Origin of the sequence: Streptomyces sp. NBC_01006 (assembly GCF_045162725.1) — a bacterium.
GTDB lineage: Bacteria > Actinomycetota > Actinomycetes > Streptomycetales > Streptomycetaceae > Streptomyces.
On sequence record NZ_CP108700.1, the window covers coordinates 8,006,070 to 8,017,751 of the forward strand.

Annotated in this window: 3 protein-coding genes; all 3 read right to left on the reverse strand. The window is 73.8% G+C overall.

Going from position 1 to position 11,682, the window contains the following annotated elements; translation table 11 throughout:
- Positions 1 to 9: 9 nt before the first annotated feature.
- Positions 10 to 4,911: a CHAT domain-containing protein gene (locus tag OG509_RS36380; RefSeq protein ID WP_406186832.1), complete on the reverse strand. Its 4,902-nt coding sequence runs from the start codon at positions 4,909 to 4,911 to the stop codon at positions 10 to 12.
- A 45-nt stretch (positions 4,912 to 4,956) separates the two neighbouring features.
- Positions 4,957 to 8,568 carry a right-handed parallel beta-helix repeat-containing protein gene (locus OG509_RS36385; RefSeq protein ID WP_406186833.1) on the reverse strand — a complete coding sequence of 1,204 codons (3,612 nt, stop codon included), beginning with the start codon at positions 8,566 to 8,568 and terminating at the stop codon, positions 4,957 to 4,959.
- A gap of 103 nt (positions 8,569 to 8,671) precedes the next feature.
- The gene (locus tag OG509_RS36390; protein WP_406186834.1) at positions 8,672 to 11,572 is read right to left on the reverse strand and encodes an ATP-binding protein; all 2,901 of its coding nucleotides are present in this window, start codon (positions 11,570 to 11,572) and stop codon (positions 8,672 to 8,674) included.
- Between the last annotated feature and the right edge of the window lie 110 nt (positions 11,573 to 11,682).

Genomic DNA, 11,682 nt, shown 5'->3' on the forward strand with positions numbered 1-11,682 from the left:
GGCGGCGGGTCAGGCACCCGCGTGGATGTGCGCGGCCCACAGGTGCGGGGCGCGGGCGAGGCGCCCGCGCAGCGCCCGGACCGGCCGGTGCAGGGCCGCCGCCGGGTCGATGGGCCGGCCGTGGGCGATGTCGTCGGCGAGCGCCGTGTAGAACTCCTCCGCCAGCCGCGTCGCCAGCTTGTCGGAGACCGGCCACAGCGTCCCCACCACATGGGGATATCCGGCCAGTTGGAACGAGGCCGACAGGTGCACCGCCTCGTCGGGCAGCAGGAACCCGCCCTGGGACGTGGAACAGGCCGACAGGACGGCGAGGACCGCCGTGCTCGGGTGCTGCGCCGCGACGTCGAGCGCCGTGAGCCGCCCGTCGTGGAGGATCAGACCGCTCTCGAAGGGGGACATCGGGTCGCTCACGCCGTGACAGCTGAAGTGGACCCACGGGTGGTCGGGCAGCGCCCGCCGGACCGCGTCGACGGTCGCCGCGGCGCCCGCGAGTTCGACCCCCGCCGGGAACAGCTCCCGTAGCAGCCGCGCCTCGCGCGAGGCCCCGGGCAGGGGCGCGGCGCCGGGCGTCTCGGCGAGCGCGACCACCAGCGGGGCCGGGGAGGACCGCGGCCCGGGAGCGGTGCCGGACGCCTGACGGGCGCGGACGAGCGCGCCCAGCGTCGGCGTGTACGAGGAGATGACACGGTCCATGACGTTCTCGGCGGAGCGGACCTCCCGGCGCCCCGCGGCGTGCAGCGGCAGGAACGACAGCCAGCCCGTGGGACACCACCACAGCCGCGTCCACGGTTCCCCGTCGATCGGGACCGTACGCAGCCCCAGTCGGTCGAGGACCGGCGAGGCGACGGAGTCCCACAGCCACTCCAGCGTGTCGGAGAGCATCCGCATCGCGCTCACGGCCTCCTCGGCGCCCAGGTCTCCGTACGCCGCGTCGACCCCCGTGGCGAAGGCGGCGGCGTGGGCCAGGACGGCGTCCGGGGTGAGGGCCGGGAGCGGGACCACCTCGACGCCCCCGCCGGCGGTGACGACGAGGGCGTCGGAGCGGTACTGGCTGACGTTCACCACGACCACCGGTCCGCCGGACGCCGCGGCGATCAGGTCTTCGACCCGCGGCGGACGCAGGAAGTCCTCCAGCCCGGGCAGTTCCCGGATCCGGACCAGCAGCTCCTCCCAGCTCCGCGCCAGGGCGTACCGTGACTCGGCCAGGAGTCCGGCCTCCTGCTCGGTGGCGGGTGCGACCGGTGCGGCCGGCGACCCGAGGTCGGTACGGATGACCGCGGCCGGCGCCGGATCGGTGCTCAGCGCCTCCCGGATCCGCTCGAACTCGGCGGCCAGGGGCACGGACACCGCGCGCAGCCGGGAGAGGTCGCCGCGCATCTCCAGACCCTGGGCGAGCAGTACCCCGCGGCCCTGCTCAAGGAGGGTGAGGGCCGATTCCGGATCGCCCACGCGCAGCGCCATGGCCGCGGCGTCGCAGGCGAGGCCCAACCCGGCGCCGAGCCGGGCCGCCTGGTCGGCGCGCCCGAGGGTGTGCGGCGTGAGCCGGGGCAGCAGGCCGACGGCGTACGCGTATCCGGTACGGGCCTCGGCGTCCCGGCCGCCGGCCGCCGCGACATCGCCCCAGGTCCGGGCGGCGCGCACCCGCACGGACAGCGATTCGGCCCCGTTCTGCGCGGACTGCCGGGCCAGCCGGGCCGCCTCGGCCAGATCGACGCTCTCGCCGAGCAGGGCGCGCCGCCACTGTGCCCGGGCCAGGACCCACTGGGTGCGGGCCCGTTCGCGATGGCCCTCGGGCGTGAGGTCGAGCACCTCCCGGGCGGCGGACACCGCGCGTTCGAGCGCCGCGCGGACCGTCGGTCCGGATTCCTCCTCGGCCAGCTCCGCGGTCTCCACGGCGGCGCCGGCCAGATTCGCGAGGGCGAGGGGCCGCAGCGGGTCACCGACGCCGAGGCGGGCGACGGCCCCCTCCAGGACCTGCCACGACGCGGCGAGGGCGCCCGGGTCGGGTTCCCCGTCCGGTCCCGGCTCCAGGGCGAGGTCGTGCAAGAGGACGCCTAGGTTGACGCGGGCCAGGTCCGGACCGTGCCGCACGCCGTGCTCCAGCGTGCTCGCCTCACGCAGCAGCGCGACCGCCTCCTCGGCCGCGGCCCGGTCCTCCGTGACCCCGTACCAGGCGCGCAGTGCCTCGGCGAGGTTGGAGAGCAGCCCGGCGCGCTCGAAGGCGTGCGGCGGGCTTGCGTCCACCGCGCGGCGCAGTACGGTCACGGCCTCGGCGAGCCAGACGCGGTCACCGGTGATCCTGGCCCGCTGCATCAAGGCGGAACCCAGGTTCGTGAGCACCATGCCGAGCTGCGCGTGGTGTGCCGGCGCGGTGGCGACGGCCTCGCGCAGGGTGCCGATCGCGGTGTCCATGCGGGCCTCGTCGCCGGTGTCGACGGCAGCGCCCCACAGCATGTGGCCGTAACTGCTGAGCATGGCATGGCGGTCGCCGGAGACCCGGGGAGCCGCCGCGAGCGCCGCCCGGTAGTACTCCAGGGCCTCCTCGCGGACCGTTTCGTCCTGCGTGAGGCGGAAGCGCTCGCCGAGGACGTTCGCCAGCCCCAGCAGGGCGCCGGGGAGGCTGAGGGACTCGTCGCCCGTGCCGTGCCCGCCCCTTCCGCTCCCGTCCGTACCGGACAACGCGGCGACGGCCCTGCGGTGCCACGAGACGGCCTCTTCGAGGGGAGCGCCGTCCCCGGTGAAACGGGTGAGCGAGCGCAGCGCGTTGCCCAGGCGGCTGTAGCTCGCCGCGCTGCTGGGCACGGTGGGCGCACCGGCCCGGGCCGCCTCGCGCAGTACCTCCACGGCCTCCACGACGAGGGTCGCGTCGGAGCGGAACTGCGCGAGCTGTTGCAGGGCGTCACCGAGATTGCCGAGCCGGTGCGGCCGGTAGTGGTCGTCCGGGGCGCTCACGGCCACGGCGTCCCGGTGCGCTTGAACCCCCTCGGCCAGCAGTTCCTCGTCGACGGTCAGGGAGGCGAGCCTCACGAGGGCGACGCCGAGGTTGGAGCGGCTCACCGCCTCCTGGCTCGCGTCACCCTCCGGGGCCGAGGCCACCGCCTGGCGCAGGAGGCGTACCGCCTCGGAGTACTCGGCCGGATCGTTCTCCTCGCGGGCGCGGTCCAGGTGCACGCCGGCGAGGTCGGACAGGTACTCCGAGCGGCGCGCATCGTCGGCACCGAGCAGGTCGACTCCCTGCCGCATCAGGGAGACACCCTCGGTCCACTGCCCGCGCCGGGCCACCACGGCGCCGAGGGCGAACCGCACCGCGGCCTCGTAACCGGTGCTCTCGCCCGGCAGCGTGAGGCACTCCCGGAACACCCGTACGGCCTCGTCGGTGGCGGCCTCCGCGGCCGCACCCGTGCCCTGCCCCACGGCCGCGAGCGCCCGGGCCAGCTTGAGCAGCACCTCGGCCCGCTGCGGAGAGCCGGGCGGCGTGGCGGCGGCCAGACCGCGCAGCATGGCGAGCGGCTCCGCGAGCGCCTCGGGCGCGGCGACGGCGTCGGCGTGCAGACGCAGCAGGTCGGCGAGGTCCACGGTCCGGGTGACATGCGGCGGGGCGTCGGGCGCGGTCGCCTCCAGCGCGCGCCGGGCGCAGTCGACCGCGGCCTCCAGGTCGTCGAGGCGGCCCCGCTCGACATAGCGGGAGCGCAGGACCTGGCTCAGCACGTACTGCGCCTGGGTGTGCGCGGGATGCCCGGGAGGGGCGGCCGCCATGGCCTCGCGCGCGGCGGTGTACGCGCCGTCGAGGGCCTCGGGATCTGCCGTGTTCACGTTGCGGCCGTTGAGCACGAGGGCGAGATGGCCGAGGTACACGGCCCGTTCGAGGGGGTTGAGGGCCGTGTCGGAGGCCCGGCGGAGGGCGTCGACCCCCTCCTCGAAGAGGGCGGTGCGCTCGTCCGGCCGCAGGGGCCCGTCCGCCCGCCTCGGTGGGGCGAGGGAGAGGGAGACCAGTGCCATGCCGAGGTCGGAGAGGTACGCGGCGGACGGCTGACCGGATCCGGCCGCGGCCGCCACGGCGCGGCGCAGGAGTCCGACGCCCTCGGACAGCAGCGCGGGCTCGACGAGCGGGACCGCCGCCGAGGCGAGGGTGGTACCGAGCGCGGCGAGGTGCAGTACGTAGTGCGGGTCTTCCGGTTCGCCGGTACGGGTCGCCAGCCGCAGCTCGGCCACGCTCTCCCGGGCGGCCGACGGGTCGCCCGTAACCTCAGCCCAGTTCCTCAGGACGAACCCCAGGTTGCCGTGCCGGCGTGCCTGTTCGGCCCGGTCGCCGGGCGCGGCGGCCACCGCGGCGCGGCTGCGCTGCACGGCGTCGGCCAAGAACTCCCGGCCGGCGCCTTCCCGGAACGCGTACAGCAGCACGAGCCCGAAATCGGACAGAGCGGCGCCCTGTTCGAAGCTGCCCGCGGGGAAGGCGTCGACCGCGTGGCGCAGCAGGATGCCCCCCGCCTGGAGCTGGACGGGATTGCGCTCCTGCTGGTAGAGGGTGAGAACCGCTGTGCCGCTCAGGTACACGTCGCCCGGATCGGTGTCCGCCCCCGCGGGCTCGCCCGCGAGGACCGCGACGACCGGTCCCAGCGGGGGCGGGACGCTCTCGGGATCGGCGCGGTACACGTCGAGGAAGCAGAGCACGGCGCGGCCCAGAGCCGCCGGCTCCGTCTCCCCACTGGCGAGATAGCGGCAGAAGCTGTGCCATGCGAAGGCGTGGACCGCGATCAGCAGGACGCTGCCATCCGGCCGCACGGCGGCCCGGCGCAACTCGTCGGCGGCCTCCGCGGCCGCGTCCGACAGGAACCAGCTCATTGCTTCCGGGTCGTGGGAGTCCTGAGGGACGTGGGCGAGTATCCCGTTCGCCAAGTCCTCCACGGTCATGCCTGTGCGCCTTTCGCCGTGGCTCCGGGGCTTTGACGACACTGCCTAACGCTCGCCCGGAATGTCGTCCGCGATCAGCAGGACGAGCTCCTCGCGCGTCGGCTGCTCGTGCGCGGCCAGCCGCCCCGCCTGCCGTTCGACCATGCCCTCGAACAGGGTCCGTGCGTCCCGCCCGTTGGCCGGCTCACCGCGTCGCGCACGCCGCTCGAAGCGTTCCGTGAGCACTCCGTCGGTGCCGGGGGCGAGTTCGTACGCCAGGGAGCGGGCCTGCATTTCGACCATCCGGGTCAGCTCTTCGGGCTCGTACGCGACGAACTCGATGGTGCGTGAGAAGCGTGAGCGCAGACCGGGGTTGGAGTTCAGGAACGTCCGCATCTCCTCCGTGTAGCCGGCCGCGATCACCACGATCTCCTCGCGCTGGTCCTCCATCAGCTTGGTGAGTACGTCGATGGCCTCTTGGCCGAAGTCCGACCCGGCACCGAAGCGCCTCGACAGGCTGTACGCCTCGTCGATGAACAGGACGCCTCCCCGGGCCCGTTCGAAGACGCGATTCGTCTTCTGCGTGGTCTGCCCGAGGTATTCGCCGACCAGATCGCCGCGGGCCACCTCGACGAGATGTCCCTTCTTCAACGCGCCGAGGGCGGCCAGCAGTTGTCCGTACAGCCGGGCCACGGTCGTCTTGCCCGTGCCGGGCGGCCCGGAGAAGACGAGGTGGTGGGCGAGGGGCGGCGCGGGCAGGCCGGCCTCCTTGCGCCATTTGGCCAGGCGGATCAGGTCCACCTGGACGCTGACCTGCTGTTTGGCCGCCTCAAGGCCGATCATGGCGTGGAGCGCGGCGAGCGGGCCTGCTTCGGGCCGCTCGATGTCCGCGTCGGTGGTGCCCGTGCGGACGTCGACGAGGGGGACGCGGTCGTTCCCGGAGACGGCCTCGCCGCGGAAACCGGTCACCTCGCAGTCCTCGAATCGGCCGATGACCGACTCCGCGAGCCGGATGCCGTCCTGCTCGCCCCCGCGCAGTACGGCATGGGCGACGGTGACCCGACTGTTGCCGTTCGCGATGACGGCGCATTTGGCCGAATCGGTGACCGTGAGCCGCTCGGCGTCCACGGTGGCGTTCGACACCGCCAGGACACCGGCCTCACCGGCGCCGGTCACGACACAGTCCTGCGCCGAAAGGCTGCTGTTGTCACGGCAGTTGAATCCGAACAGGGCGGCTCGTTCGATGGTGCACCGCTCAGCCCGCAGCCGTGCCTTGCCCTCCAGGCAGATTCCGGAGGCGGCCAGGTCGGCGATGGTCGCGTCGGCGAGGGTGACGGAGACCGCGTCGCCCCGGAGCACCAGTCCGTCGTCACACCTCTCCAGGTGTACGTCGCTCAGCTCGGCCGTCGATTCCTCGCGGATCAGAATCGCGGTCGTGCTCTGTTCGCTGATCCGCAGCCCGGTGAACCGGCCCTGCGCCTTCTCCGTGAGCAGCCCGAGCCTCCCGCCCCGGACCAGGCAGTCGTCCATGACAGGAGCGCCGCCGCCCGACACGCTGATGCCGGTGTCCCCGGAGTCCTCCCACGAGCAGCCGACGAACCGGCCGCGCCCCTGCTCACCCACGCTCACCCCGGTGACGCGGCAGTCGCGGAACCGGACCCGGCGCACGAGGGGGTCGGCGCCGTGGGCCACGTACATCCCGTGCTTGGCGCCGGAGACGCTGGTGTCCTCGATCGTTCCGCGGGCCTGATCGACGTACGAAAGGGCCGTCGACGCGATGTCGCGGATCTGGCAGCGCGCCATGTCGACCTCCGCGTGATCGCGGGCGAGCACCGCGTGGCTGCCGGCGCCGTACAGCTCGCAGTCCTCGATGACGACGGAGGACGCCAAGACGCTCACGGCCGAGCCCCGGGCATCGGACACATGGCAGTCACGGAGCTCGGCGCGGGCTCCCTCGGTCAGGGCGATCGCGTCGGCCTTCGCCTCTCGGAACCGGCTCCGGCGGAAGACGGCGCGGGCCCCGGCCAGTGCGGTGCGGCCCACCCGGACCTCGCAGTCCTCGACGGTCAACTCGGCGCCGCCCACCGCCTGTACGGCGTCCTCGGCCCACCCTTCGACGGCGCAGCCGCTCAGCCGCAGCCGGCCGTCCGTCCGTACGGCGGCCATCGCCCGGCCGACGATGCGCAGCCCGGTGAGGGTGATGTGCCCGGAGCAGTCGACGGCCGCGGCGCCCGCCGTCCCGGCCGGCACGTCGATCACCACGGTGTGCCCGCCCTGGGCGGCGGACAGTTCGACGGTGCCCGACGCCCGGAGGGCCTCCGGGTAGGTGCCGGGTTCGATCACGACGAGTACCCGCCGGGGCCCCGCCTCGACCCTCAGGGCGGAGGCGATGGTGCGGTGGGCGCCAGGCGCGGTGGGCGAGACGTACAGGGTGAGCGTCTCTCCCGTGGCGGCAGGGGATACCGGTCCACCGTGCACGGCGCCACCGCCCGCGTCGGACCGGACCCGGTCGAGCGCCGCGGCCAACTGCTCCGGGAACACGTCGAGTCCGTGCCAGTACTGCAGGCCGGGGGAGTGCAGCGGCACGATCTCGACGAGCCGCGGATCCGTCCGTACGGGGAAGGCCCGGCCCGGCAGCGGTGCGGGTGTCGCGGCGTCGGGCGCCGGCCGCGCCAGGACGGCGGTGGCCGATCCCGGGGACCCGCCGCGCCGGCTCAGGGCCGGACCGATCGTGACCTCACTCAACTCGCCCCAGCTCACCAGGCGTTCGGCGCTGCCCACGCCGAGTCGCAGCCCTTCCCCGTCCAGTCGCAGCCGACAGCTCCGGCACAGACGCCGGGCCAGCCACCCCGTACCCGCCACGGCGCAGGCGACCCCCGCGGCCGCGGTGGCGGCCCGCGTCGGGAACCCGACTCCGTGGCCCGCCGACCCCGCACCCGCGGCGAGCATGCCGACGAGGATCACCAGCCACCGCACCCTCAACACGAGGACGGCGGGCCAGGTCAGCAGCCGTCCCGGTACGGTCACTCCACCGGTCCGGTCGAAGGGGAGCGCGGCGGACCCGCGCCAGCGGCTGCCCGCGTACGGAACGAAGAGCTGCTCCAAGCGCGAAGGCGCCTGCACCGAACTCCCCACCTCCACGTGCCGGAGGTCGAAGGCGACGGCCTGCCAGTGCCGGTCCCACTTCGGCGAACCCCGCAGCGCGAGCCCTGCCGGACTGCCCGCACGCGGCCGGATCACGAGTCGCCCGTCAAAGGCCGCGGCCGCGACCGCCGAGGCAGAGATGCCGACGGGGGAAGCCCCTTGAGCGGCCGGGCCGGACTTCCGCGAGGGCAGCAGGAACAGCGCCTCCACGTCGTCCCACGCGAGCCGCACCCGGCGCCGCCCGCGCCGCAGTTCGACCCCGTCGGGCCCCACGGTGAGGACCTCCGGCGACAACGCCCGCACGAGCAGTGGCACGAGCACCACGGCCCACACCACCGCGCCGGTCCCCAGTACGGCCCGCTGTGCCGGAGTGCCGGCGCTCCGAGCGGCTCCGAACGCGCAGAGCGCGAGTGCCACGGCCGTCAGCACGCCCAGGGCGACGACCGCCGGCCGGGCCCCTTTCGAGGTTCCCAGGCGGGTGGCCTCAGGAGGCCCCCCGCGCCGGACGTCGGTCCCCACAGACTGCGTCGCCATCACACCCCCGTCGGCATGCGTTCGCATGTCCGTTCAAGCTAGTGCAGGGGTGTGGTGGCGACGCCAGTGGTGACTTCCTCAGCGACCGGTTTCGGCCAGGCCGTCAGGTCCCCAGGGCCCTGCGGAGGCCGAGTCGGTCGGTGCCGAGCTTGGTGAAGACCGCAGAGAGGAGTTCGGAGACCGCCTGGGGGCTGCTGTGCATCTTCGCCGCGATCGCCGCGTTGTCGAGACCCAGCGCGGCGTGCTCGGCCGCCGCGCTCTCGGTCACGGTCAACGTGTCCTGCTCGAAGGTGTGCAGCCGGCGCGGGCGCAGTCCGGCCGACACCAGCTGGGAGCGGGCGCGGCGCGCGAGGCCGTCGGCGCCGCAGGCCGCGGCGGTCTCCATGCCCCGGTAGAGCTGCTGCGCCGCCCGGTGCGGGTCACCGAGGGTGTGCAGGGCCGTGCCGTGATCGACGAGCGCGTGGGCGAGCTCGCAGGCGGCCGGGGACTGTTCGAGGTGGCCCACCGCCTCCTGCAGCAGGACGGCCGCCTGCGCCGGGTCCGTGACCGCCGCCGACACGCGCAGGGCATGGCCGATCACGCTGGACGTACCGAACGCCTTCGCCCGGGCCACCGCTTCGGCCGCCGTGGCACGCGCCTGCGCGGGCGAGCGGGAGAACTGCGCCAGCGCCAGGTCCAGTTGCCACGGACTCCACGACGGATTGCGCGTGCCGCGCAGATCGAGCCGCTTGCCCGCCGCGGACAGGATCCGCAGCGCCTCGTCGGTCCGGCCCTGGGCCAGCAGCAGCTTGCCCCACACTGCCTGCGGGTCGGGATAGACGACGGCGTTCGGGAAGCCCTCGCCCAGCTTGTAGGTGTCGGCGACCCGCTGCGCCTCCTCGGTGTTCCCGCGGGCGAGCAGCGTCTCGATGAGCGTTCCGATCGCGTACCACTGCGCCGGGATCCCCTGTCCGACACGGTCGGCGATCTGCAGGCCGTTGCGTACGAAGTCCTCCGCCTCGGCGAGCCGCCCGCGCCGGTAGCGGACGTACCCGAGCAGGGTGTACACGAACGACAGGTGCGCGCCGCGCCAGCCCTTCGCCTCGAACTCGACGATGCCGGTGTTGAACAGGTCCTCGGCGCGGCCCGGCTGGTCGCAGTACATCAGCGTGACCGCGATGACCGCCGGCACTTCGAACCCGAAGTCCTGGTCGGTCCAGCTCATCCCGCCGTCCAGCGCCTGTTCCGCGAAGTCCAGCGCCGTGGTGGCGGGCTCACCGCGCATGGCGGCGTCCCAGGCCCGCAGGCCCAGGATGTGCCGCTCGGCCAGACCGCGGCCCGTGATGCGCTTGGCGAACTGGGCGAGGAGCCGGGAGCGGGCGGGCGAGTTCTCCTCGTCGACCCGGACCGAGTTCCACTTGAACTGCTCGGCCTGCATGCGCAGCCGGGTGCGGGAGCTGGTGGCCTGCTTGGCCTCCTCCTGGAGGAGCCCGGCGGCCTCCGCCAGCTGACCCGTGTGGGCGAGGGCCTGGGCGAGCCGGTACGTGATGGCCTCCCGCAGGCCCTGTTCGGCCTTGGGCTCCTCCAGCGCGGCTCTGAGCTGGTTGATGGTGGTCGCGGGATCGTGCAGGAGGTTCGCGGAGCCGAGCTCGAACAGCACCTCGGCCCGGTCCTCCGTGTCCGGGGGCTCGCGCAGCGCACGGGCCAGATAGCGGCGTGCGGCGTCGGGCGCTCCCGCGGAGAAGCTGTCCCGCGCGGCCTGGCGCAGCTGCTGTACGACCCAGGGGTCGCCGTCGGGGTGCATCTCCAGCAGGTGACGGGCCGCGGCCGCGGCTCCCTGCCCGTCGTCGACCAGGGCCTGCGCGGCCATGCCGTGCATCGCGACGCGCACACCGGGCGGAATCGACCTGTATACGGCGGTGGCCACGAGCGGATGGAAGAACTCGACGACCTCCTTGCGGCGCAGGCCCCTGAGGACGGTCAGGATGCGCGCGGACCGCAGCTGGGTGATGGCGTCGGCGACCTGTGCGTCACCGAGGGCCGCCACGCTTCCGACGATGCCGGTCGGGACGGCGGTGCCGAGCACCGCTGCGGCCCAGGCGAGCCGGACGATGGACGGACCGAGCTGTTCGAGGCGGTCGATCAGGCCGCTGCCCTTGACGGCGGAGGCCAGGTCGCGCAGCTCGGGGATGCTGTCCTGATGCGGCTTCAGCTCACGGTCGCGGCCCTTCATGGCCAGTTCGACGACCTCGAAGGGGTTTCCGCCGGTGATCGCCCAGCACTCGCGGCAGAACACGTCATCGGCGCTCTGGCCGAGGGCGTCCCGCACTATGCGGGCCACCGCGGTCGTGGTGAGGGGAGCGAGCTCGTGCGGACGGGTCCCCTGCCGGCCCATCAGGGCGCGCAGCGTTCCCGCGCCGGCGGGGATCTCGTCCGGTCGGCAGGCCACCATGATCAGCATGGCGAGTTCCTCGGCCCGCGCCGCGAACGCGGTCAGCCAGGCCAGGGACTCGGCGTCCGCCCAGTGAGCGTCGTCGAGGATCAGGACGACGGGCGCGCTGCGTACCGTCAGGTGGGTGACGACCCAGTCCAGGCCGTCGCGCACGCCCTGCGGGTCGGGTGCCGTCGGGCCTTCAGGGGCGGCGGTGAGTCCGAGCGCCGGGGCGACGATGCTGTACCAGGTGCCGAGGACGTCACGGCGTTCGTCCTCGGTCATGGCGGCGAAGGCCGGCTGGATGAGCTGCCGCATGACGTGGAACGGCACCTGTTTCTCCTGCTCGCCGCCGCGGGCGAACAGTACGGTGCAGGAGCGCTCGGCCGCGTGCCGACGGGCCTCGACCAACAGCGTGGTCTTGCCGATGCCGCCCGATCCCGCGAAGGTCAGGACACCTCCGCGGCGTGCGGTGGGACCGTTCTCCGAGGTGCCGCACAGCTCGTCCACCGCGCGGTGGATCGCGCGAATCTCGGATTCCCGTTCGAGCAGCGGCTGAGTCGCCCACCCTCGCGGTTCCGTGACATGTGACATTCTTGCCCCCTCCAGCGCGTGCGGCCGAGTGTACGACCTTGGGGACGGGAAGTTGCTGCTTAAGCACATTATTGCGGGATCACGTCACCCGTAAGGGGACAAGGCTGTAT

What these genes read in the sequence shown, in the direction of transcription:
- OG509_RS36385 (WP_406186833.1), bottom strand. Translation starts at nt 8,568, where the DNA reads ATGGCGACGCAGTCTGTGGGGACCGACGTCCGGCGCGGGGGGCCTCCT.
- OG509_RS36390 (WP_406186834.1), bottom strand. Translation starts at nt 11,572, where the DNA reads ATGTCACATGTCACGGAACCGCGAGGGTGGGCGACTCAGCCGCTGCTC.
- OG509_RS36380 (WP_406186832.1), bottom strand. Translation starts at nt 4,911, where the DNA reads ATGACCGTGGAGGACTTGGCGAACGGGATACTCGCCCACGTCCCTCAG.